We start from the raw sequence: 23,254 nt of genomic DNA, 5'->3' as shown, positions 1-23,254 counted from the left end.
TTACCGGCCCGGCTGCCGACCGGGTCCGGGGGCAGGTCCGGGGGCAGGTCCGGGGGCATGGTGTCGACGATCTCCGAGGGGGAGTCGATGACGTTCGGAGGCACGAAATCCGAGGGCATGGGGTCAGGGCCTCGATCCGGCGGTTGTGGGCGTGGTGGAGGACTCGAGCGAGAGCAGGTCCGTCCCGGTCCGGTAGTCGACCGAGTCCCGGGTCAGGTCCATGAAGGCTTCCTCCAGTGAAGCCTGCTGGGACGACAGTTCGTGGAGGACGACGCCGTGGGCGGCAGCGAGCTCACCCACTGCGGGTGCGTCCATCCCCAGGACTTCCAGGCCCCCGTCCGGCCCGGACTGCACGTTCACGCCCGGCTGGTCCCGGGTCAACAGCGTCGACAGCCGTCCGGCCTGCGGGGAGCGCACCCGAACCCGGTTGCGCGAGCTGGTGGAAAGCAGTTCCGCGACGCTCGCGTCCGCGACGAGCCGACCTCGCCCGATCACGATGAGATGGTCGGCGGTCAGGGCCATCTCACTCATCAGATGGCTGGAGACCAGCACCGTCCGTCCTTCGGCGGCCAGCTGTTTCATCAGCGTGCGGATCCACCGGATACCTTCTGGATCCAGGCCGTTCACCGGCTCGTCAAAAAGCAGCACACCCGGATTGCCGAGCAGCGCGGCCGCGACGCCGAGGCGCTGTAACATCCCGAGCGAAAATGTACGGATCCGCCGCGGGGTGACGCCGGCGAGGCCCACCATTTCCAGAACGGCGCTCACCCGAGACGGATCGATGCCGTTGCTCCGCGCGATACACAGCAGATGGTGGGAAGCACTGCGACCAGCGTGTACGGCACGTGCGTCCAGGAGCGCTCCCACCTCGCACAGCGGGCGTCGAATCGACGCGTATGACCTGCCGTTGATCCGGACCTCGCCCATGGTCGGCAGGTCCAGACCGATAACGGCCCGCATCGTCGTCGACTTTCCCGCTCCGTTCGGCCCGAGAAATCCGGTGACCCGACCGGGAAGGACCTGGAACGAAAGGTCGTCCACCGCGACAGTCGAGCCATAGCGCTTGGTCAGCCGATCGACTTCGATCATCTGTCTCCATCCGGGCCGCGTGGGAACTACCGAGCTCCCGACCGTAACCATCGGACGGCTCCCGCCCCGAGGAAACCCCAGGCGTGGACGCTGAGGTACCCGTTGTCCTCCGGCCGACACCGACGGGTCAAGGACGAGTGGTCGACATCCGCGGGAAAGAGCCCGTCGTTGCGACGACGACCGCATGGATGACCGTACAGACGACCCCATATGCCCGCTCCCCTCCGGTCTCGCGGGAGAGCAACGCCCTGACCGGGCGGCAGCTCCACACACACCATCGGCCCGAACCTCGTCAACCGTGTCACACGTCCCGCCGGGGCCCGCCGGCGACGTCCAGCCGTCGTCGGCGGGCCCCGGCAGGGTCGATCCGTATCGGCACGACCAGCAATATAGGTACATGATAATGTTTTTTACGTGCTTTCCTCCTATCAAGGTCGAGTATCGAAATATAATGAAGTCGTAGGGAATAAGATCGTTGTCGACGGAAGGTTGCCGGGTGCGCAGGTCGGATCGACACCGCCTCCGGTCGCGGGGTTCTCCACCACCGACACTGCCACGGAGACCAGCCCAAAGTTCGGTCCGCTCGAGCAACTGGTTCTGCGTGGCGACGGGTTGACCACCACGTCGCTAGAAATCCTCACCGGGCGTCAAATCACCGTTCGTATACGCCGCCAACAGCGCTTTCCCCTGATCGTACCGGGGCAGCCCAGCTACGCAGCGGATACGCGGGGAACGAACAGCGATCCCCGATTCGACGACCTCAGCATCTACACCGATCTTGACACCTACACCGATATCGGGCTGCGCGACCTCGACGGCGAGGCCGGGGACGATCTACTGGTTCGTGAAGTGTTCCTCACTGGCGACAACGGCGTTGTCTACGGGACGGCATCCGTACTCGCCATCGTCAACAGACTTCCGACCGACGTCACGCGCGACCTCGACACCGAGGAGCCTATCGGCAGGCTGCTCGTGCGGGCCGCCCTGCCGGTCGTCCGTGAACTGCAGTCGTGGGGACGGCTCCCGGCAGGAGACTTCGCCGCTCATCTCGGGTCGGATCTCAGCCCGGAATCCCGCGTGCCGGCCCGGACCTACCGGATGCGCGACATGCTGACCGGCCGCCCCCTGACACTGATCACCGAGCGGTTCGCCCCCCGGCTGTTCGGGCACGCTCCAGGCTGACCGACGGCACCGGCTGCACCGCGTTGTCACTCAGTGGCCCAGAGGCTTGGGTCTCCGGCTGCACGGAAAAACCACGATCGAACAACCTTTGGTCCGCCAGACGTCGTCGAGCAGCTCCGTGGGCCCCGTGCGCGGTCGCACGTGATCTCCGTGGCAGGACCGGCCCGTGACGAAGCGGTCGAAGGAACATCGCCGCGGTGGTCACCGCATACTCCTACCGACTGTCACGCTCGGTAGCATCATAGGTCAATGATCGTTATTGCACGAAAACCAGCAATCGTCATTAAGCACAACTCGTTTCTATCCGTTACGCTCTGTTCGGTCAACGCCAGCCCAGCCAGGCGACCGTCTTACCCGGACCAGACGCCGGGGACCAAGGAGGCAACCACGTAATGACGGCGGAGACTCCGGCGAGGCCACTGCGGATACGACGGGGATCACGACGCCAGGCCCGTATGGACCTGCCACAGCCCCCGGCCGACACCGCCATCTGGAGCCAGGGGCTCACCAGGTGCTACGGCACCCGGCGCTCGGTAGACAAGATCGATATCCATGTTCCTGTGGGAGCGCTGTCCGGATTCGTCGGGCCGAACGGTGCCGGCAAGACGACCACCCTGCGGATGCTCCTTGGACTGATCAGGCCCAGCGCGGGACACGGTTTCGTGCTCGGGCATCCGATCGAGCGACCCGCCGGGTATCTGTCCCGGGTCGGAGCCATGATCGAAGGCCCAACCTTCCACCCCGGCCTCACCGGGCGGGCCAACCTGCACCTACTGGCGCGCCTGCGCCAGCTGGGCCCGGATCGCGTCGCCGAGACGCTGTCCATGGTCGGCCTCACCAGCCGGGCCGACGACCGGTTCACCTCCTACTCCCTGGGCATGAAGCAGCGCCTGGGGATCGCCGCCGCCCTGCTGCCGCGCCCCGAACTGCTGGTGCTCGACGAACCGACGAACGGGCTTGACCCGGCGGGCATCCGCGAGATCCGGAGTCTGCTCAAGGAGCTCGCCGGGGGACGGATGACGGTCTTCGTGTCCAGCCACCTGCTGTCGGAGGTCGAACAGATCTGCGATCATCTGGTGATGATCAGAGACGGGCAACTGCTCTTCCAAGGTCATGTGACCGAACTGCTGGCCGCCGAGGATCCACGGCTCATCCTGACCCCCGAGCACCCCGGTGACGCGGCGCGCCTGGCAGCTCTGCTGTGTGACCACGGTCTACGGGTCGACCCGCCCGAGGAGTCGTCGAACGGCTCGGTCAGTGTGCACGCCCCCGAAGGCAGAGCCGCGAACCTCAACAAGATTGCCATGAACGCCGGTATCGCCCTGCGAGCGCTGAGCGCATGCCGGCCCACCCTGGAGGAGACGTTCCTGGTCGCGACCGGAGGAGTCGACGGGGACCTGATCCCACGCAGCCGCAGCTCCCCGGACACCTCGACGGGACTGCTCATCGCCGGGGCCGCCGGCTCGAACGCATCCGGACGGAGCTCATGACCGCGACGTTGTTGGCTGAGTGGGTCAAGCTCGGCCGCTCACGTTTCTTCTTCGGCACATTGGCAGCCGTCGTCTCGGTGGCAGCGCTCGGCGCGATACTGACCATGCTCTCGGTCGGACGCAGCGACTACGACGGCGTGGTTGTCACCGCGACCACGATGTCCCGCCCGGACGGGGTCATGCAGGGGCTGGAAGCCGTCAGCATCCTGCTCGGCGTGGTGGGGCTCGCCGTCACAGCCGCCGTGATCGGCGCCGACTACACCCACGGAACCCTGCGTAACCAGCTCATGGCTCAGCCGCACCGGCTCCGTCTGCTCCTGGGCAAATGCCTGGCCCTGGTGACGTTCGTGGCGGCGATGATCACTGCTGCCACCGTCATGGCCGTCGCCGCATCGTTCGCCATCGCGCCTGTCAGGGGCGTGGACACGAGCGCCTGGCACAGCGTCGCCGGCCTGGCGGAGATCGGCAAAGGCTACGTGAACGTGCTGGCCTCGTCCCTGGGATACGCAACCCTGGGACTCCTCGTCGGGGTCGTGTTCCGCTCCCCCGCCGCCGCGGTGTCGGTCGGGCTGGCCTACGCGCTGCCGCTGGAGATGCTGGTATCGCGGATCTGGAGCCCGGCCGCGAGCTGGCTACCCGCCCGGCTCATGGACACCCTGGCCACAGGCGCGCGCGGATACCAGGTCGGCTACGAGACCGCAGGCATCCGGATCCTGGTCTTCTGCGCCGTGGCGATCGCGATCACACTGGTGCTGTTCGCGCGACGTGACGTGACGTCCTGACACCGGTGTGTCCTGACCGGTGAATCAGGTGAGCGGCTCGGGTCAGGTGAGCACGGCCCGCAGGTCGATCCGCATCAGCCACTGGTCGAGTTTGAACGGCGGGTACGGCCACGCAATGGCGTCCAGGACCAGCTGGTTGACCGGCAGCCACATCACCCGGCGTTGCGCGTCGACGGCACCCCGCCGCAAACCGACATAGCGGTTGGACGGCCCGCGCAGGTGGCGCAGACCGATGTCGATCGGGCGGCCGACCGCGAAAGTCATCCGTGTACCCCGCCCGGATGGGCGGACAACCTGCAGGGTGCCGTCAAGACCGGCGAGCACGACCGCCCCACTGGCCGGATCGAACACGATGCTGCGGACAAGACCGCCCGAATCGGTGCCCGCCACGAAATAGTCCGGCGGGTTCAACGCTCCCCAGCTGCGCTGCGGCCAGCCCTCGGTTGCCGGTGTGCGGGTGACCAGACCACGGTCACCACCGATCTTCGGATAGACCGCGAGTGTCGCCGCGCGCAGTCCGTCCAACCGGGTGCGGGCAACATACAGGGTGCCGTTCTCGTCGAAACATGCGGTTTCCATCCGGGAGTCGTCCGCGGCGGCACGCACCGCGGTGCTACAAGGGGTAATTGTTCCGCTCCCCTGGCTCCCGGTGCCCGCCGAGTAGGAGAATTCCTGGATCGGAAAGGAAACCACCTGGTTGTCGGCGGTCCGACAGTCACTGATCAGTACGAAGCGCTCGTCGCCGGCCGCGCTCGTGGGATCGGTGACGACCTCGCGGGGGCTCACGACCACCGGTATGCCGAAGACCCGGACCTCGGGATACTGCCATGCCGCGCGCACCCGGCCCGCGGTGTCCACAACCAGCAGAGCTCCCTGGTCGGTGCCGAGGCTCGCGGCCCCGAAGTACTGCGCGATCACCAGGTGACCACTGGCCGGCAGCCTGCCGATCGCGGCCGGACCACGCGACCACCGTGGCTCCCCGCGACCTTCGTGCGGAAAGGCGCTCGCCGAGACCCCGGGCGGCGCGGTCACCGCAAGCTGGTCGGTCGTCCACGACCGCGTCGGATCGTAGCTCCAGGGCCGTCCGGGAGCGGGACGGTGGACCTGACCGAATGCCGGCAGCTGTCCGTAGACTGCCGTGTCCCACCCGAAGTACGACACCGCCGAGACGAACACCACCCGTTCGTCAGCGCCCGAACCGACCACGGTCACGTCGGCGACGTCGGCACCCCCGACGCCACGGAACCGCGCCTCGGCCCGAGGCAGGTGCGTCCGTCCGGTGTTCGACGGCACGACCAGCCGGGTGAAGCGCATCGTGTCGGGCTCGAACACCGCAAGCTCCATCCCCGTCCCGGTGGGCTGGGCCTGGTTGTCCGAAAACGGCGTGGTGGCGGTGAAAACGGTTCCATCGGAGGTGACGGTCGACATGTAGGCGGCCTGACCAGGGCCGAAGCCCCAGCCGGGCACATCCACCGTGACGATCCGGATGCCCTCGGCTGTGTCCTGGGAGCTGTCGAGGTCTCCGAAGCTGCCGGGTGCACCGAACAGCGCGAGCGCGCCGATGTCAGGAGCATCGGCATGACCGCTGCCCCGCTTCGATCCGAACAGCATCCTGGCCGCACCGGCAAGAGCTCCCAGACCTGCCGTGGTCGCGCCGGCCACCACCCAGCGACGGGTCACGCCCCGGCGCCTCACCCGCGGCGCGCCCTCATCCTGACATCCCTCATCCTGGCATGCTGCGTGGGCGCTGTCGGGGGGCACGCAGGCAGGTACAGGGGTAGGTATAGAGGTGGGGGTGGATTGTCCGGAATCCACCGGGCCGACCGGACTGCGCCGGGGCCGAACCGGAATCCACTCCCGACGGGGGACCGAGTGCTCCTGCCGGCCTGCCATCTGGTCGGGCTCACCACCGGCGCGAGGGGATACTTCACCGGGTGTCGGCGAATGCCCCCCCGGTACGGAATCCCGACGCATGCCTCCTAGTTTCCGATGACGGCATGGCCCCGGTTCGTCAGGATCGGAAAACCGGTGGGGTGACCTACCTTTCGGTTTAGCACGCCCGGCGGCATCGGGTCCCCGCGGACCGGCGGACCTGACGGCCGTATAGCGGCTACCACATGCTGCCGAACGGCTACTTGGATCGGCCGAGGATGAGACCACCCGGCTCACGTACGGGTCCCCGGTCACGCGCTTCCGGGATCCCGGCCAGGCCGCGGCGGGACCCCCTGCCCGGCTGCCGGTCGACATCCGGATCCAACCCGCCTGTCCGCGTGTCCGGCCGGATACCCACCCGCAGCCGGGACGCCCGATCCAACGGCACACCCGCAGTCGTGCCCAACGCGGCGGGTGAATGCGTACGCAACACCATGAAGCCGGCCAGGGAGGCGGTCACAGCCTGGCAACCGAGAGCGATCACCGCAGTGGCAACCAGATCCCCACCAGCCATGACCAGGCCACCGCCGGTGAGCACGGTTCCGGCCGCGAGCACGCCCACCACACCGCGACAGCCCGCACCCAGCAGGTAGTTGGTGAACAGCAGCGTCACGGCCAGGCAGGTCATGGCAAGCGCCAACACCCACAGGGCGGACGCACCCCCGGTCAAGCCCGGACCGAAGACCTCCGACAGCAGGAACCGGGCGGCCACCCCGCCGATCGCCACCAGCAGCAGCCCGGGGGTGACCACCCACCCGACCGCCACCAGCAGCGCCGCCGTAGCGGGACGACCCTGCTGCCGGCGGCGGGCCGCCTCCGGGAGCAGGAAGTTCGCCACCGCCAGTCCGATGAACACCGGTACCTTGCAGGCCGTGGCAATGGCGGCGTACGCCCCGACCGAGGCGGGGTTGAGCCAGCCGACGATGACCACGTCCATGTTCTGCAGCATGGCCAGCGGCACGAGCGCGGCGAGCGCGGTTGTCGTGTCACGCCGGAGGGCGTGCCTGGTACGCACCGTCGGAGTGGGTCGCAGGAGCATCGGCCCCGTGGAGTCGATGTGATCCGGCCCGTCGGTCCCGTCGTGCGTGGCCGTGCGCCGCGCATCCGCCACGCTCCACGACGTGCGTGCCGTGCGCCGGCGGGCGTGTTCGGTCGCGAGCAGAACGCTGACGATCAGACCGAGGCCAGCGCCGTTCACCCCGAACCCGGCGGACACCAGGCCGATGGTGACGGTGATCCGGACAACGCCCTCGAGGACGAAGTTGCGGGCAAGCTCCTGGTAGGCGCCACGGGCCTGCAGCAGGCCGCGCTCGACCGACAGGGAGAGCCACATCCCCGCGGCCGCGATCGCCTCGGCGATCGCCAGCGGATGGGGATAGGACAGCACCGTTGCCGTGGGGCTGGCGGCCAGCAGACCGAGGACACAGGTGACGGCCGCCCCGACCGCGCAGACCCCGCGCAGGCGGCGGATCCAGAATCCCCGCTGATGCCGTGTGTTGCCGGGGGTGGAGGTATCCCGCTGCACCACGGCGACCTGCAGGGCGGAGCCGCCCATCGACAGGATCAGGAATATTCCGGTCTGGACGACCAGCGCGCCGTAGTTGGTGGCGTCGAGTGCCCGTGCGAACACCAGGTTGGCCAGAAGATTGCCGCCGTTGACGGCAACCCCTGCGGCCGCGAGCGACCCGGGCCCCTGGAGGACTCGCGCGAGCACCTCGCGTCTCACGTTCGTCACCCATCTCCTTCCGCACGGCCTCGGTCCGGCAGCGGGCCCGTTTTGCCGCCCTTTGCCGGACATCACTGATTCACGGTAGGCCAAGGTCGTGCCCCACCGGCGTTCGGTGCCCGCGATCTGGCACCATCGTCGCGGGGTGGGGCAACGATCTGCGCCACAGGCGTCAGCAGGCTTGAGACGGCCGTACCGAAAGGAGTGCGCCGGTGCCCGTAACCGCAGCGCCCGCAGGCAGTCTGAGCAGGCAGATCGGCACACTCGCCGGCCGCCGCGTGGTGTTCCTCAACTGGCGTGATCTTGACCACCCACAGGCCGGTGGTGCTGAACTCTACTGCCAGTCGGTGGCCGAGCGCTTCGCCGCGGCCGGCGCACGCGTGAGTCTGCTCACCGCCCGACCAGCTGGGCAAGCACGGTCACAGAACGTCCGCGGCGTCGAGGTCCGCCGCCGCGGTGGCACGTTCGGGGTATACCCGGCGACGCTCGCCCGGCTGCTGCGCGACCGCCGCGGTGTCGACGCGGTGGTGGACTGCCAGAACGGCATCCCGTTCTTCAGCCCCCTGGTGCTGCCGACCACCACCGCGGTGGTCCAGGTCCTGCACCACGTCCACCAACGACAGTTCCCGCTCTACTTCCCGGCACCGGTGGCACGGATCGGGCAGCTTCTGGAGGCTCCAGGAAGCCGCTGGGTGTACGGGCGGCGCCCGGTGGCGGTGGTGTCACCGTCAACCCGGGACGAGGCCCGGGACATCCTGAAGCTGGCCGGACCGCGCTTCATCGTGCCCGGCGGCGCCGACACCCCGGTGGACGTCCCGGCGCAGGCCGGTCCGAGCCGGCCGGCCGAGCGGCCGACCATCGTCTGTGTCGGTCGGCTGGTACCGCACAAGCGGCTGCACCTGCTCATCGACGCGCTCCCCGCGCTGCGTACCTCCCATCCCGGCCTCGTCGTGGACATGGTCGGGGACGGGCCCGACCGCGAACGGCTGGTCCAGCACGCCCACGGGCTGGGCGTCGGCGAGGAGGTCCTGCGCTGGCATGGCCATGTCGACGCGGCCGAACGTGACCGGCTGCTGTCGACGGCCTGGCTGACGGTCAATCCCTCGCATGGGGAGGGCTGGGGCCTGTCGGTTCTGGAAGCCAACGCCCATGGCGTGCCGGCGGTCGCCTTCCGCGTCCCCGGACTACGCGACGCCGTCCGCCACGGACACACCGGCTGGCTGGTGGACGAACCCGGCTCGCTCACGGCGACGATCGACACGGTCCTGTCCGTGTTGGCGGACCCGGCCGCAGCGGCGCGCTGGCGCGAGCGGGCGCGCGCATGGGCCGCGGGTTTCACCTGGGACGCCACCGCCGAGCTGCTTGCCCGGGTGGTGACCGCCGAGATGGACCGGTTGGGCGCACGGACCCGCGGGATGCTCGGAGGGGGCCTGCTGGGCAGGCGTCCGCGTGGGTCACGACGCACGGACGACGTCGTGACCCACGCGGAGTTCCCCCTCGAACCCACCCACCCGCTGCCGATCCTGCGTCGCACCGACCTGGTGTACCGCCTGACCGGGGACGCCGTCCCCGACGGGGACGGGGACGAAACCGGACCCGCCCACGGCTGCCCCTCCAGGACCGTGAAGGGCCCCGGACGGGCAGTCGCGGTCCTCTATGGTGCGCAACCCGCCGATGCCTGCGCGGCGCTCGTCCGGGCCGGTGTAACCGGTCCGATCGAGGTGCGGCCCGCGACCGGTGAGGACCTGCTGATCGCCGCTGTCCACTGCGCGCTGCCCGATCCGGTGATCGCAGGAGAGACCACGGCCGCAACAGTCACCACGGCCGCAACAGTCACCGCGGATCCGACGGCCACCGCGGATCCACGGGCCACCGCGCGTTAACCAACCGTCTCCACCACGGGGAACTCGGTAAGTTCACCCAGCGCCAACCGGTACAGCTGTGCGAAGCGGCTCACGGCGGCCCGGTCGAACAGATCACGGTGGTAACAGAAAGTCAGACTGAGATTATGACGGTAACCAGCCGCAGCTATCACCAGCCCCTGCGGCAACCCGGCGAAAGCCGCGAAGTGCAGTGACGTGATATCTGGCCCGTGCGCACCTGACCTCGACGGGTCGGCGAGCCGACCCAGATTCGTCACGGTGATCGTCGGCATCAGCAACGGCCGGGCCATACTCACACCCAGCCGGAGCAGCGCGTGGCGGGCAGGGCCGGGCAGTCGGGCGACACCGCCGATCCCGCTCCCGGTGACCGGCGGTGGCCCCGCCGTCTTGCTCGCCGCCGTCTGCCTGCGCACCGCGGCGAGCAGTGTGGCGGGATCCCGGCGATCCCGCGGCGTCGTCACGATCAGGACTTCGCCGGTGTGGTTTCCGATGGCGGCCGTACCACCCGGGGTGCGCCGGCTGATCGGCATGCGTACCCGCAACGTCACGGTGGCTTGCCCGGCCGCGGTGTTCCACCGCTGGACAGCCACTTTCGCGGCGGCCAAGAGGAGATCGTTGACAGTGGCCGGTGCGTCCTCCACCAGCGTCCGGACGGATTTCGGGATCGGGACGACCTGGCAGTACACCCCGTAGGCAGAACTGTGACGATCGTCCGATGCCTGGCCTGGGTGCGCACCCTCGGCATGCGCATGGACGGAGCGAGTGCCGGGTGACGGGGCAACCCGGCTCGGCATCCGCGGCACCGGCAGCCCGGACACGAACCGGCGTACCGGACGGACAGGCGCTGGGCGGACACGCGCCGGCAGGAGAGGCGGCACCGACCGGTCGGGCCGTGCGAGCGTACGCACGCCGACAGCCGCGGTCGCCGTCGCATGTCCGGTGGGCTCGCTGCCACCGCCCCAAGGATCCGTGGTGGGGCAGCGCTCCAGGATCGCCCACAGCAGCATCGCCACGCTCATTCCGTCCAGCGCGGCATGATGCGCGGCGACGGCGACCGCGTCACCATCGGGCAACCGCACGTGCAGAACCCGCAGCGGAGGGGATGCGGTCAGGTCGAACGGATGCGAGCAGATGTCCGCGAACTTCTCCCACGCGTCGTCGTCACTGTCGCCTTTCGTCACGGTCAGCACATCATCCGGTGTGTGCGGGAACCACCACCACCGACCGGACAGACCCCTGCGCATGCGTGCCCGGGCCATCGGATGTCGCATCAGGACACCGATCACCGCGTCGCGCAGGACGAACGGGTCGATGATCTCGCGAGTACGAGCGATCATCCCGACCGAGATCGGCGCGACCCGGCGGTCAGAGGCGATGATCAGATCTTCCAGCACCGAGAAACGGCGTTCCTGGACGGGTCGTGCGGGCTCGAAGCCGGTCCGAACGGAATCCGTCTGTACGGAACCGGGCCGGACCGAAGCGGTCCGGCCCGAGCGGGTCGACACCGGCGGTGCGGACGATCCGGTTCGCGGGGAGGGAACCGGGGGTGCGGACGGTCCCGGGAGCAACGCGGATCGCCACATTTCGTGGGAGTCGATGTTCACATCCTCCTTCTGCCTGCCCGTCCATCCCGGTCGGAAGAACGGTCCAGCGGCGAATGTCCCCACGACAGATCCCCACGCAGCCCAGTTTCGGGCTCGTCGAGACCATTGATGTGATCCAGCCGGGAATAGTGGTGAAGACCTCGCTGGTCGCCGGATTCGCTCCGGCGACCGGAGCGCCGGAATGAGCAGCTAGCGGAGAGTCGTTTATAAACAACATCAGAACAATTCTTCAAGCAGCTGACACCACAAACCGGCAGGAGTCGCCCCATCGCCAGTCGCAAATATCAATCATCGGTAGCAATACCAACAATAATAAAACAATAAAACTGCCAGATGGACAACCAGGTGCAACGACGCAGTACGGGGTGGACCGGCGCCCGGCCCTGATGTCACTGCCCGCACACCACTGTGCCCCTCATTGGAGGCCGTGGTCGGATCACGACGCACAGCGACCTGCCCGGCCGAACCGATACGACTCAGCCGGTATCGGTTCAGCCGGAAACGGGGAACTTCACACGACCTCACGCGGAGCCGGCTGCCGGCCGGTGTCCCGGCCGCCTGGGAGCATGGTCGGCGAAGCGGGTATCTCCGCCGGACCACCACCGGCCACCAACGCACCGGTACCCATGCTGATCACCCGGGCAACCGGCGTCTGCGGCGCCTGGGTACCGTCCGGGTCCGTCAGGGGCGTGCTCACACCGGGACGCCGGACGACCGCCAGAGTCGTGGGCACCGGCTGCAGGACGACCGGCGGCTGCGCCTCGACGGGCCGCAGGCGCAACGGCACGGGCGTGACCGCAACCCGCCTCCGATAACGCCGAGCCCGTACCACGTCGACCAGCATCGCCGGGGTGTGGCGGGTTACCCGGAACGTCCCACCGTCCATCTCCGACCAGCGGACGGGAACCTCCGTGATCCGGTAGCCCATCGACCGGGCTATCGAGAGAACCTCGACATCGAAACCGAAGCCGGTCGACCTGGACAGGCTGAACAACAGCTTCGCCTCGGCATGGCGGAACGCCTTGAAGCCGCACTGGGTGTCGGCGACGTCCAGCGCCGCGAGCGTCCGGGTGACCTGGTTGAACGCCCAACTACCCATCCGCCGGCTGTTCGAGCGGACCGCGCTGTCACCGATCCGGCGCGATCCCAGCGCCACCTCGGCATCCTGGAGGGCGGCAAGCAGCAACGGAAGATCGTTTACGTCCGAGGCCATGTCAGCGTCCATGAACACGATCGACGCGCCCCGAGCCATCGCCACCCCGGTCCGAACAGCCGCGCCCTTACCGGAGTTCCACGGGAGCCTGACGACACGTGATCGCGGGAGTTCGCTCAGAAGCTGCTGGGCAACCTCGGCGGTGCAGTCGCTGCTGCCGTCATCGACAACGATCACCTCTGCGCCGGCAAGCCTGCTCAGCACGGACGTGAGCCGGGGCAGTGACTCCGGGAGCCGGTGCGCCTCGTTGAAGGCGGGGATGACGATGCTGACGGGAACGTAGTCCAAGAGTCACTCCCAAGCTGCGTCGGCAACGACGAAGGCAGTTGTGATCGCCTGCCGATCTCGAAGCACTTCGTGCCGTCCGACATCCGGCCGAAGTTTCGATGCGACATCGCCAAGCCGTCAGGATTTGAGATGCCAGGTCAGATGAATATTCGGCTGATAAAGATGCACCGGCCGGACACTGACAGAACGTCAGCGTCTTCCGGCCATACGTGACGGCGGCCGGGGGTCGGACATGTGCCTGCCCTGTCCTGACAGTCAGCGCTGCGGTCCGCACCCATTCGGAGCGTGACCGTCCATGGGGGCACCTCCGGAAATCCACTGCAACATCCGGCCCGAACATCGTCACTATAACCTCACAATCGGTAGCATCGCCATCGGCTTCGCTGCCGAGGCACCGGCCCATGAGCACAACTGTCCACCCACGGATCAGCGCCGCCTCACACGTACACCTACGGCATCCTCCCGCAGGCACGATCCCGCCCTTCGCCCGCCACCCTGACATCACTGCGACGCACATCCGACAGTCCGCAATTCGTCACACCACAACCTCCTGCCGCACGGCCGGAGAGGGCGCGGTACCGCCCGGAAAAGCCGCGACCCGCGGGGTTGCATCGGTAACGCCGTCCGGGTGGGCAGCAGGCCGCGGAAGATTCCCAGGTCGGACCGAGATCCCAGCTACGTCACGCATGACGACCATGATCACAGCCCACCGAAGGGACAACGACGATGAGCGTCCATGACCTGACAGCGACCCGGGGCGGACAGATGCGCCACCTCCTCGCCCCACCATTGCGTACCGACACATACCCCGGACGAAAATAGGGGAACCCTCCGCCGGGAATTCGGCCACCCACTCGACAAACGTCGGCACATTTGCACCGAAAGTATCGTGGACGTGAGATCTGCCGGTTTCCGTGGGCATTGACGGGGCATGAAACGCGGGCAGTACGAACGGTCACCCTGTTCGGGTGTCACCCGGGCTCTCACCCCTACCGGAGGAATGAGAGGTTTTCCAATAAAGCTGCCCTACCCGCTCGAACAGCCGATGAGCGACTCCGTGCCGCGTCTTTTTCCGGTCTCTCCTTTCCGGTCCGTCTTTTCTAGTCCCTCCTTTCCGGTCCCTACGCGGTCTGCCGCCGGAACGTGGCCGCACCCAGCAACAGCGCCAGGAGAACACAGCCGACGACAACCGAGAGATCGAGCCACATAGTGCCCGTCGGCAGCGAGTGCCCGCCGACCTCGGTCAGCGCCACCGCCGCATACCTCGACGGCATCGCATCGCTGACCGCGTCCAGCCACGGCGCCATCCGGTCACGCGGCCGGATCAGGCCGCACAGCAGGATCCGGGGCATCACCGTAGCCGGCAGGAACTGCATCGCCTGGAACTCGGCCTTGGCAAACGCGCTGGTGAGCAGGCCGGTCGCGGACCCAAGCACCGCCGTGCACACCACGATCATCATGACCAGCCCCGCGTTGCCCTCCGTGTGCAGCCCAAGCAGGGTGTACGTGACCAACGCCGCCGCACCGGCCGGACGATCGCGGCCACCGCAAACCCGATGCCGTACCCACCAGCAGGTCGAGCTTGTGCAACGGGGTGCTCAGCAACCGCTCCGGCGTCCCGCTGGTCCGTTCCCGCAACATCGCCACGCTGGTGACCAGGAACATGGACGCGTAGGGAAAATGCCGAGCAGCATCAGGCCTATCCGGTCGAACAGGTCAGGCCGGTTGTAAAGCACGAAATACAGCAACGCGAGCAGCAGGCTCGGTACCATCAGCATGATGGCCGGTCGTGCGCCGGTCGTGCCGAATCTGGGTGAGCACCCTGCCGGCAACGACGAAAGTCATCCGTACCGACATCAGAAAACCACTTCTCCTGTTTCCGTGCTCAATCCGAGGAGCACGGTTGCCGTGACCGGTACACCGTCAGATCGTCGGCAAGGACAGCATTATCCGTCACGGGCCGCATGTCGCTGCTCACACTCATATCTTGCTAAACACGTACTTCCCTCAGTACGTCCTGCTATAGGTGATCTTATACATAACGTACTGAGGCCCGAACCCGTCGATCAACCTACCTTCCCCTCCAGCGGCAGGCCGTGTCGGAGAACCCGGCCGGCGAGGACGCGGTCCGACGTCAGTGGGCTGCGTCAGTGGGCTGCGCGGCCGGCGCCCGCAACGAGCACCCGCGCCGGTGATGGAACACCCTGGATCCAGTGGACGCCTCGCCGTGAGGCGCCACAGGAGGGACATTCGATGACGAAACGCCATCAGATCGACAAACCCGGCTCTGACGGCACCACGTCTGACGGCACCACGTCCAATAACGCCAACTCCGATGGGGCCAGGTCTGATAGCGGCAGGTCTGATGGCGCCACAGCGTCGGGCGAACCGAACCCGCGGAGGAACACCCCGGCGGACCCCGGCGACGGCCAGCAGGACAGGCCGGGCCGCCGCTGGAGCACCGGTGATCCCGGCCTGCGCGCACTGGTCGGCGCCGGGCGGTCGCGGCTACCTCCGGGGACGGCTATGCGGGCCCGCGACATCGCCCGCCCCGACCTCGACGACCTGGCCGAGGCCGAACGCAGCATCGTCATTCGCCGGCGTCTGCGGACGGACCACCCCGCGGCCACCGCCGGCCGGGCGCAGCGTCGGCCTCAGGGGGCCAGCGGTGCCGACGGCACCTGAACCACACCGGTTCGCTCGTAGGAGGAGATCATGCCGATCCGCCGGACATGACGCTGTTCGGCGCTAAACGGCGTCCGCAGGAACACCTCGACGAAGCTCACGGCCTCGGGGACGGTATGCATCCGGGCACCAAGGCTGATCACGTTGGCGTCGTTGTGCAACCGGGCGAGCCGGGCGGTTTCGGTGCTCCAGACCAACGCCGCACGCACGCTGGAGACCTTGTTCGCACATATGACCTCGCCGTTGCCGGAACCACCGAGAACGATGCCGAAGGCGTCCGGTTCGCTCGCGGTCGCAGTCGCGGCCGCGAGCACGTACGGCGGATAGTCGTCGTCCGGATCATAGGTGGCAGGTCCGTGGTCGACCGGCGTATGACCGTGCTCGGTCAGCCATGTGATCAACGAGACCTTCAGTTGGAAGCCCGCATGGTCGGAACCTAGATGAACGCGCATGGGTGGAAATGATGCCCGTCCCATGTGGTCGTCACTCCCGCTCCCGCTGAAAAGGAGGAAACCGCACCTGACAGGCGACACGCGGAGCGCATCGCCGCGCCGTCGGCACCGCTCAGTCGAACGAGGGGGCGGCATCCCGGGTGCGCTTGAGCTCGTAGAAGCCGGGCGTACCGGCAACGAGCACCACACCGTCCCAGAGTCTGCCAGCGGATTCGCCCTTCGGCGCCGGGGTGACGACCGGGCCAAAGAAGGCCGTATCCCCCACCGCGATCACCGGGGTTCCCACGTCCATGCCCACACGGTCCATGCCGTCGTGGTGACTCGCCCGCAGCGCCTGGTCGAACTCGTCCGACGCTGCCGTGTCCACAAGATCTGCGGGCAGGCCGACCTCGGCCAGCGCCGCGGCGAAGGTGTCGGTGTTCCACTGCGCCTTCTCCAGATGACGACGCCGGCCCAGCGCCGTGTAGAGCGGGAGCAGCACCTCGTCGCCATGGCGCGCCGCGGCGGCGATACAGATCCGCACCGGACCCCACAGGAGCTTCATCTGCTCCCGGTACTGCTGCGGGACGTCCCTGCCCTCGTTGAGGACGGCGAGGCTCATCACGTGCCAGTTGAACCGCACCGGCCGCACCTGTTCGACGTTCAGCGCCCAGCGCGAGGTCAGCCACGCCCAGGGGCAGCTCGGATCGAACCAGAAGCCGGCCTGCGTAGGGACGGAAGGGCCAGAAGGCCCCGGATCCGATCCGGAGGCCGGTGATGGGCGTGCGGACACGGTCTCGATCCCGGACTGCGTGGTCACAAGTCACTCCTGATCGCCAGAAACGGGCACGTCGGCAGCGCGATCATGCTGCCGGGAGGCCCAGGTTCATCGGTCATTCAGGCGCAACCATCGGGAGCGGGTGGCTGCTTCCCGGATCGGGCGAGATAGCCCGCGACCCGGTTGATCACCGCCACGAACGGCACAGCGGCAACCGCTCCGGGGATGCCGGCCAGTACACCACCCGCGGACAGTGAGATGACGATCGCCAGCGGGTGCAGGCGCACCGCCCGTCGCATGACCAACGGCTGGAGCAGGTGACCTTCGATCTGCTGTACGCCGAGCACCACACCGAGGATGACCAGCGCGGGTACCAGACCGTTGGAGACGAGCGTGACCAGGATGGCCGCCACGCCTGCCACCGTCGCGCCGACGATCGGGATGAAACCTCCCAGAAAGGTCAGCAGTGCCAGCGGCGCGACCAAGGGAACCCCGACGGCCAGCAGCCCGATGGTGATACCGATCGCGTCCACCAGCGCCACGAACATCGTCCCGCGGATGTATCCCGTGATGGTCGCCCATGCCTCCCTCCCCGCGCCCCGGACCCGCTCCTCGCTGCCCGAGGGGAAACGGGCCACGATCCAGTCCCAGATCCGGTCGCCGTCGTGGACGAAGAAGAAGGTCGCGAACAGGGTGAGCAGGATTCCGGTGATCACCTCGGCGGCGACCGTGGCTCCGGAGAGCACTCCGGAGACCAGCCGGCCCCGGTTGTTCGCCAAAGCCGTGGTGATGTCGTTCGTGAGATCGTCCAGCTGGCTCTTCGACAGGTGCAGAGGGCCGTCCTGCAGGTAGTCGCGAACCTGCTCCACACCCTTGCTGACCTGGTCAGAAAGATTGGGGAACTCGTTGGCCGCGTTGAAGCCGACGCCCACTCCGGCGCCCGCCACCAGGATCAGGAAGCCGAAGACGACCACGAAGGACGACACGAGCCTGGGTACCCCGCGTCGACGCAGACCGTGAGCCGTCGGGTAGATCATGGCGCTGATGAGCAGGCCGGCGATCACCGGGATCACCACGACGCGGACACGTCCGACCACGAGCAGAAGTACGTAGATCGCCAGACCGATGATGAGCAGGCGCCACGACCATCCGGCAGCCACCCGCAGTGGCGCCGGAACCTGTGCGTCGACCGGTTCGATTGAGGTGGCAGGCCCTTCGGTCGAGGTGACAGGCCCCTCCGGCGCAACGACCGTGCCCGGCGCCGCAACATCCGGCAGCACAGGATCCGGCAGCACAGAGTCCGGGACGGCGGCATCCGGCACCGCGGCGTCCGGTGTCGGTACCCGCGCACGTGGTGTGGAGTCGCTCGGACGAGCACGGCGTCCGCGGCCGGTCCCCCACTTCACGGACGCTCCTGGTCGACCGTCACGGCGACCTCAATGATCGAACCCGTCACCCGCTTCGCCCCTTCCCCCGCGTCCATTTCCCCGCATGGATCCTCTCCCCCGTCACTCTGCCCGACAATTCGGGCATCGAGCCCACAATCGCTCCTCGAACCTCCCGTATCAAACCCGACAGCAGATGGGCGGGGTAGCCATTCGCCGCCACGGGGTAGGCCCAGGTGGAGCCGGCACAACCGCCGCACGGGGCATGGGAGACTGAAGAACCCGTCGGACCCTCCGTCGCGCTGACCAGACCATCGGGTCGGGACGTTCGACACCTTGGCTCGGACCGAACAGACTCAGGCCAACGGACCGGAACCAACGGAGCAACCGGACGTCACCTGTCCGCCTCTGGATCGAAAGGACCTGTGTGTCAGCCAACAACCTCACCCGCGACGAGGCGCGTGAGCGCGCCCGGCTGCTCAATGTGTCCTCCTACGAGGCAAACCTCGATCTGACCCGCGGTGATGCGACCTTCGTGTCACGGACCGTGGTGCATTTCACCTGCACCGAGCCGGGCGCTTCCACCTTCATCGAACTGATCGCTCCGAGCGTGCACACGGTGACCCTCAACGGCCACAGTCTGACCACGGCCGAGGTGTACGACGGTAACCGGATCACACTGACGGAGCTGCGGGAGGTCAACGAGCTGGAGGTGGTGGCCGACTGCGCGTACTCGAAGACGGGCGAGGGACTGCACCGTTTCGTCGACCCGGTCGACGGTGGCGTCTACCTGTACACGCAGTTCGAGACCTACGACGCACATCGCATGTACGCATGCTTCGACCAGCCGGACCTCAAGGCGATCTTCAAGCTGTCGGTGGTGGCGCCGCCGGAATGGCGGTGCATCTCCAACGGCCGCCGTCTTGAGACCACCGACGCCGGGGACGGCAGGACCTTCTGGCTGTTCGAGCCGACGCCGGTCATCTCGACCTACATCACCGCGCTGGTCGCCGGCCCTTACCACGAGGTGCGTGACCACCACGATGGGATCGACCTCGGCCTGTACTGCCGGCAGTCGCTCGCCGAGTTCCTCGACCCCGAGGAGATCCTCACCGTCACCAAGGCCGGATTCGACTTCTACCACCGCGTGTTCGACTACCGGTATCCGTTCGGCAAGTACGATCAGCTCTTCGTCCCGGAATTCAATGCCGGGGCGATGGAGAACGCCGGATGCGTGACGTTCCTGGAGGACTACGTCTTCCGCGCGAAGGTCACCGAAGCCCGCCGGGAACGGCGGGCCGAAACCATCCTGCACGAGATGGCGCACATGTGGTTCGGCGACCTCGTGACGATGCGCTGGTGGGACGACCTGTGGCTGAACGAGTCGTTTGCCACGTTCATGTCGGTACTGGCCCAGGTCCGCGCGACCCGGTTCACCAACGGTTGGACGACGTTCGCGAACGCCGAGAAGGGCTGGGCATACCGGCAGGACCAGCTCTCCTCCACCCATCCGATCGTCGCCGACGCGGCGGACATGGAAGCCGTGCGCACCAACTTCGACGGCATCACCTACGCCAAGGGCGCCTCCGTCCTCAAACAACTCGTGGCCTGGGTGGGCCAGGAAGAGTTCCTGACCGGACTGCGCTCGTACTTCCGCCACTACGAATATGGCAACACCTCCCTGCGCGACCTGCTCGACGAGCTGGAGAACGCCAGCGGCCGCGACCTGACGGTGTGGTCGGCGAACTGGTTGGAGACCACCGGCGCCAACACCCTGCGGCCACGGTTCGAAACCGACTCCTCGGGTCTGTTCACCGTCTTCGACGTGGTGCAGGAGCCGGCGTCCTCGCCCCCGACGGCGAGCGCGACCCTGCGGCCGCACCGGCTGGCGATCGGCCTGTACGACCGCGTCTCCGACGGTTCGCTCCAGCGCCGCGAACGCGTCGAGCTCGACGTGGTCGGCGCGCTGACCGAGGTGCCGAAGCTCGTCGGGGCCCGGCAGCCCGACCTGGTGCTGCTCAACGACGACGACCTCACCTACGCCAAGGTCCGCCTGGACGACCGCTCGCTGGCCACACTGATCGACTCGATCGGTTCGATCCGTGAGTCGCTCCCGCGGACGCTGTGCTGGGCGGCCGCCTGGGACATGACCCGGGACGCGGAGCTGGCCGCCCGCGACTACGTCAAGCTCGTGCTGTCCGGTGTGGACGCCGAGGACGACATCGGGGTCGTGCAGTCACTGCTGGCAAAGGCCCAGCTCACCATCAACACCTACGGGGATCCGGCGAACCGGACGCAGGCCCTGCGCGAGCTGTCCGCCCGCGTCGAGGATCTGCTGCGCACCGCAGCACCCGGCAGCGACCTGCAGCTGGTGTACGCGACCACGTTCGCCCACGCCGAAGACCCCGACCAGGTCGAACGGGTACGCGCGATCTTCGAGGGCACCGACGTGATCGACGGCCTCGTGCTGGACACCGAACTGCGCTGGACGCTGCTGATCCAGCTGGTGGCGCGGGGTGTCTACGGCGTCGAGGAGATCGAGGCGGAGCTCGCCCGCGACCGGACGGCGACCGGCGAGAAGCGGGCCGCCAGCGCCCGGTCGGCCCGACCGACCGCCGAGGCGAAGGCGGCTGCCTGGTCAGCGGCGATCGACTCCGACACGTTGTCGAACCATCTGCTCGTGGCCACCCTGGGCGGTTTCTGGATTCCCGGCCAGGACGATCTGACCCGGCCGTACGTGAGCCGGTTCTTCGCCGAGATCGGCGAGATCTGGCGGACCCGGACCTTCGACACGGCTCAGACGATCACGCAGATGCTCTTCCCGTCCGCGATCGTCGAACCGGCGACGGTGGACGCGGTGGACGCCTATCTGGCCGAGGCCGATCCCGGGCCGGCACTGCGCCGGGGGTTGGTCGAGGGCCGCGACGGCCTGCTCCGCGCCCTGCGCGCCCGCGCCAAGGACGCCGAAGCCGCCACCAGCTCCTGAGCCACCCGAGCATGCTGGCAACAGAACGTGATGAAACTGTAGCCAGCAGTCCGGCTGGGGGTACTTCCACCCCAGCCGGACGGGCCGCTGACATTCGGGAGTGGGTGCGGTCGTCCGTCCACCACCGGCGGCTCGACAGCCGGTGGTGGACGGACGTATCGGGAGCAGTGCCGATGCCGTCCCCGCTACAACGCCCGCCGAAATACAACGGCCTGCTGGGACACAACGCTTACCGGGATATGAAATCCGCCGGTCGATTCGACCCGGTCAGACCCGGAAGGGGCCGGTGACCTCGAAGGTGATGCCTCCGGAGGACGAGCCGGAGGTGCCTCGCTGGGACAAGAAGTACAGCCGCTGGCCGTTGGGGGTGAAGGCAGGGCCGGTGATTTCCGACGAGTCGTGGCCCACCAGCCGCAGGAACGGGGCCACGATGTCGTCCGGAGTGATGATGCAGATCTCCAGGTTGCCACCGTCCTCGGCGACGTACAGGTCCCCGTATGTCGACCCGGTGATGTTGTCGACATGTACCTCCCACACCCGGTTGTCGCCCTTGGTGGTGAACCAGACGGTGTTGTTCGCGTAGTGACAGCCCTCGCCACCGTTGAAGTGCTTCGCGCCGGAAACCTGGTTGCGGGTGGTGGTCGGTGAACCGTCCACGTCCGGAACGACCTGCCAGGTGAACATTCCGGACGTGCCGGTTCCGGCGACCAGCACCTCAAGGGTGCCCGAGGAGAGGTTTCCCCAGGTGGTCGGGCGGAACCGGTAGAAACAGCCGTCGGTCTGGTCCTCGGTCAGGTAGACGGCCTGGCGGACCGGGTCCGCCGCGGCCGCTTCGTGCTTGAAGCGGCCCATGGCCGGGCGGCTCACCGCGGACGCGCCGGTGGCCGGGTAGGTCTCCCACACCCGTCCCGAGGAGGTTTCCTCGCACGACAGCCAGGTGCCCCAGGGAGTCGCCCCGCCCGCGCAGTTGGAGCTGGTGTTGGAAAGGATCCACTGGGCCGAGGTGATGGTGCCGCTGGAGTTGAACCGCAGCACCGAGGCGCCACCGCCACTACTACCGACCTCGGAGTTCGACGCGTATATCCAACCCGTGCCGTCCGGGAAAACCGCACCGCCGTCCGGGGCGTTGTGTCAGGTATAGCTGGTCCCGGAGACCACCTGGCTGGAACGGGCGACAATGCGGCTGGTAAAGCCGGAGGGAAGCATGACGCCGTTGGCGTCGGCGGGCAACAGTGATCCGTAGGGGCCGGGACCATTCTGGGCGGGAGCGGCCAAGGCCGTGTCCCACATCGCTCCGGAGAAGGCGATGACGCCTGCTCCGGCAATGGTGGAACGCAAGAACGTCCGCCGTTCCATTGCTGACCTCCAAGATGCGGCAACAGCGCCGGGCCGAAGGCTGCGGATTTTCTGCTCTTTCGTCGCCGCCGGCGACCCTTCCGGACGGCATTGTCCGCGCCGCCGGTAACACTAGGACGAAATCGGCGGATGCAGGAGGAACACGGCGATGAACATCCAGAAACCGTCCGAAAACGGAACGGAAATGGAATGGAAATGGACGGCGCACAGCACTTCTCGGCCGGTAGCGAGAAGAAGGAATCGGGGTTGCGGACTTCGCGGGCACACGCGTGGAGATGACCATCCGCCGAGCACGAAAAAATGATCGCGCGCTCTTCGGCCGACCGGAAGGTCGCTGAACAACAACGTTCGATCAGCCTGTCGGACGGCTGGTGATGTCAACCAAAACGCGCTGATCGGGCAGGTCGGACCGATGCCGGCCTACGGCGACACCGATCGCAATCC

The 23,254-nt window shown here is 67.6% G+C and carries 17 protein-coding genes and 1 pseudogene; 7 read left to right on the top strand and 11 right to left on the bottom strand.

The window, feature by feature from the left end; genetic code table 11:
- Positions 1 to 123: 123 nt before the first annotated feature.
- Positions 124 to 1,089, bottom strand: a complete 966-nt coding sequence (locus CV1CTNOD_RS07230; RefSeq protein WP_131785376.1) for an ABC transporter ATP-binding protein — start codon at positions 1,087 to 1,089, stop codon at positions 124 to 126.
- Positions 1,090 to 1,701: 612 nt separating this feature from the next.
- Between CV1CTNOD_RS07230 and CV1CTNOD_RS07225 the strand changes: the two genes are divergently transcribed.
- The 3 genes from CV1CTNOD_RS07225 to CV1CTNOD_RS07215 all read left to right on the top strand — a co-directional run bounded on the left by CV1CTNOD_RS07225 (position 1,702) and on the right by CV1CTNOD_RS07215 (position 4,543).
- Positions 1,702 to 2,271 carry a chorismate--pyruvate lyase family protein gene (locus CV1CTNOD_RS07225; RefSeq protein WP_242606445.1) on the top strand — a complete coding sequence of 190 codons (570 nt, stop codon included), beginning with the start codon at positions 1,702 to 1,704 and terminating at the stop codon, positions 2,269 to 2,271.
- A gap of 392 nt (positions 2,272 to 2,663) precedes the next feature.
- Positions 2,664 to 3,761, top strand: a complete 1,098-nt coding sequence (locus CV1CTNOD_RS07220; protein WP_131785374.1) for an ABC transporter ATP-binding protein — start codon at positions 2,664 to 2,666, stop codon at positions 3,759 to 3,761.
- Positions 3,758 to 4,543, top strand: coding sequence for an ABC transporter permease subunit (locus tag CV1CTNOD_RS07215; protein WP_131785373.1), 786 nt, complete (start codon positions 3,758 to 3,760; stop codon positions 4,541 to 4,543). Before CV1CTNOD_RS07220 ends, CV1CTNOD_RS07215 begins: the two co-directional genes overlap by 4 nt.
- Before the next feature lie 42 nt (positions 4,544 to 4,585).
- On the opposite strand, the gene CV1CTNOD_RS07210 is transcribed toward CV1CTNOD_RS07215, so the two are convergent.
- Positions 4,586 to 6,223: a hypothetical protein gene (locus CV1CTNOD_RS07210; protein ID WP_431607086.1), complete on the bottom strand. Its 1,638-nt coding sequence runs from the start codon at positions 6,221 to 6,223 to the stop codon at positions 4,586 to 4,588.
- A gap of 451 nt (positions 6,224 to 6,674) precedes the next feature.
- Positions 6,675 to 8,210 (bottom strand): lipopolysaccharide biosynthesis protein, encoded by a 1,536-nt coding sequence (locus CV1CTNOD_RS07205; RefSeq protein WP_131785372.1) that lies wholly within the window; start codon positions 8,208 to 8,210, stop codon positions 6,675 to 6,677.
- Between the two features lie 203 nt (positions 8,211 to 8,413).
- On the opposite strand from CV1CTNOD_RS07205, the gene CV1CTNOD_RS07200 reads away from it, so the two are divergent.
- The gene (locus tag CV1CTNOD_RS07200; RefSeq protein WP_131785371.1) at positions 8,414 to 10,084 is read left to right on the top strand and encodes a glycosyltransferase family 4 protein; all 1,671 of its coding nucleotides are present in this window, start codon (positions 8,414 to 8,416) and stop codon (positions 10,082 to 10,084) included.
- On the opposite strand, the gene CV1CTNOD_RS07195 is transcribed toward CV1CTNOD_RS07200, so the two are convergent.
- Entirely contained in the window at positions 10,081 to 11,478 is a 1,398-nt protein-coding gene (locus CV1CTNOD_RS07195) for a hypothetical protein (protein ID WP_165485361.1), read from the bottom strand. The genes CV1CTNOD_RS07200 and CV1CTNOD_RS07195 overlap by 4 nt on opposite strands.
- Before the next feature lie 263 nt (positions 11,479 to 11,741).
- Here CV1CTNOD_RS07195 and CV1CTNOD_RS27285 point away from each other — a divergent pair, with 263 nt between their 5' ends.
- Entirely contained in the window at positions 11,742 to 11,873 is a 132-nt protein-coding gene (locus CV1CTNOD_RS27285) for a hypothetical protein (protein ID WP_278043874.1), read from the top strand.
- 326 nt (positions 11,874 to 12,199) lie between these two features.
- On the opposite strand, the gene CV1CTNOD_RS07190 is transcribed toward CV1CTNOD_RS27285, so the two are convergent.
- Both CV1CTNOD_RS07190 and CV1CTNOD_RS27665 read right to left on the bottom strand, forming a co-directional pair.
- On the bottom strand, positions 12,200 to 13,189 hold the full coding sequence (locus tag CV1CTNOD_RS07190; protein ID WP_131785369.1) for a dolichyl-phosphate beta-glucosyltransferase: 990 nt from the start codon (positions 13,187 to 13,189) through the stop codon (positions 12,200 to 12,202).
- 1,121 nt (positions 13,190 to 14,310) lie between these two features.
- Positions 14,311 to 15,046, bottom strand: a pseudogene (locus CV1CTNOD_RS27665) (ABC transporter permease).
- A 396-nt stretch (positions 15,047 to 15,442) separates the two neighbouring features.
- Here CV1CTNOD_RS27665 and CV1CTNOD_RS07180 point away from each other — a divergent pair.
- Positions 15,443 to 15,874, top strand: a complete 432-nt coding sequence (locus CV1CTNOD_RS07180) for a hypothetical protein (protein WP_131785368.1) — start codon at positions 15,443 to 15,445, stop codon at positions 15,872 to 15,874.
- On the opposite strand, the gene CV1CTNOD_RS07175 is transcribed toward CV1CTNOD_RS07180, so the two are convergent.
- The 3 genes from CV1CTNOD_RS07175 to CV1CTNOD_RS07165 all read right to left on the bottom strand — a co-directional run bounded on the left by CV1CTNOD_RS07175 (position 15,844) and on the right by CV1CTNOD_RS07165 (position 18,489).
- Positions 15,844 to 16,326: a ribose-5-phosphate isomerase gene (locus tag CV1CTNOD_RS07175; protein ID WP_131785367.1), complete on the bottom strand. Its 483-nt coding sequence runs from the start codon at positions 16,324 to 16,326 to the stop codon at positions 15,844 to 15,846. The two genes, CV1CTNOD_RS07180 and CV1CTNOD_RS07175, sit on opposite strands and share 31 nt — an antisense overlap.
- 112 nt (positions 16,327 to 16,438) lie before the next feature.
- Positions 16,439 to 17,125 (bottom strand): disulfide bond formation protein DsbA, encoded by a 687-nt coding sequence (locus tag CV1CTNOD_RS07170; protein ID WP_131785366.1) that lies wholly within the window; start codon positions 17,123 to 17,125, stop codon positions 16,439 to 16,441.
- 77 nt (positions 17,126 to 17,202) lie between these two features.
- Positions 17,203 to 18,489, bottom strand: coding sequence for an AI-2E family transporter (locus tag CV1CTNOD_RS07165; RefSeq protein ID WP_242606442.1), 1,287 nt, complete (start codon positions 18,487 to 18,489; stop codon positions 17,203 to 17,205).
- Between the two features lie 406 nt (positions 18,490 to 18,895).
- Here CV1CTNOD_RS07165 and pepN point away from each other — a divergent pair, with 406 nt between their 5' ends.
- The gene (gene pepN / locus CV1CTNOD_RS07160) at positions 18,896 to 21,454 is read left to right on the top strand and encodes an aminopeptidase N (protein WP_131785365.1); all 2,559 of its coding nucleotides are present in this window, start codon (positions 18,896 to 18,898) and stop codon (positions 21,452 to 21,454) included.
- Positions 21,455 to 21,721: 267 nt separating this feature from the next.
- Here pepN and CV1CTNOD_RS07155 read toward each other — a convergent pair whose 3' ends face one another.
- Both CV1CTNOD_RS07155 and CV1CTNOD_RS28150 read right to left on the bottom strand, forming a co-directional pair.
- A complete protein-coding gene (locus tag CV1CTNOD_RS07155) occupies positions 21,722 to 22,489 on the bottom strand; it encodes an alkaline phosphatase PhoX (RefSeq protein WP_431607085.1) in 768 nt (255 codons plus the stop codon).
- 96 nt (positions 22,490 to 22,585) lie between these two features.
- On the bottom strand, positions 22,586 to 22,810 hold the full coding sequence (locus CV1CTNOD_RS28150) for a hypothetical protein (RefSeq protein WP_431607084.1): 225 nt from the start codon (positions 22,808 to 22,810) through the stop codon (positions 22,586 to 22,588).
- Between the last annotated feature and the right edge of the window lie 444 nt (positions 22,811 to 23,254).

Source organism: Protofrankia symbiont of Coriaria ruscifolia (genome assembly GCF_900634745.1).
GTDB classification, from domain to species: Bacteria; Actinomycetota; Actinomycetes; order Frankiales; family Frankiaceae; genus Protofrankia; species Protofrankia californiensis.
This window is presented reverse-complemented; position numbering and strand designations above follow the sequence as displayed.

Coding starts and splice junctions, on each gene's coding strand:
- CV1CTNOD_RS27285 (WP_278043874.1), top strand. CDS start 11,742: ATGTCCCCACGACAGATCCCCACGCAGCCCAGTTTCGGGCTCGTCGAG.
- CV1CTNOD_RS07230 (WP_131785376.1), bottom strand. CDS start 1,089: ATGATCGAAGTCGATCGGCTGACCAAGCGCTATGGCTCGACTGTCGCG.
- CV1CTNOD_RS07215 (WP_131785373.1), top strand. CDS start 3,758: ATGACCGCGACGTTGTTGGCTGAGTGGGTCAAGCTCGGCCGCTCACGT.
- CV1CTNOD_RS07175 (WP_131785367.1), bottom strand. CDS start 16,326: ATGCGCGTTCATCTAGGTTCCGACCATGCGGGCTTCCAACTGAAGGTC.
- CV1CTNOD_RS07220 (WP_131785374.1), top strand. CDS start 2,664: ATGACGGCGGAGACTCCGGCGAGGCCACTGCGGATACGACGGGGATCA.
- CV1CTNOD_RS28150 (WP_431607084.1), bottom strand. CDS start 22,810: ATGGAACGGCGGACGTTCTTGCGTTCCACCATTGCCGGAGCAGGCGTC.
- CV1CTNOD_RS07180 (WP_131785368.1), top strand. CDS start 15,443: ATGACGAAACGCCATCAGATCGACAAACCCGGCTCTGACGGCACCACG.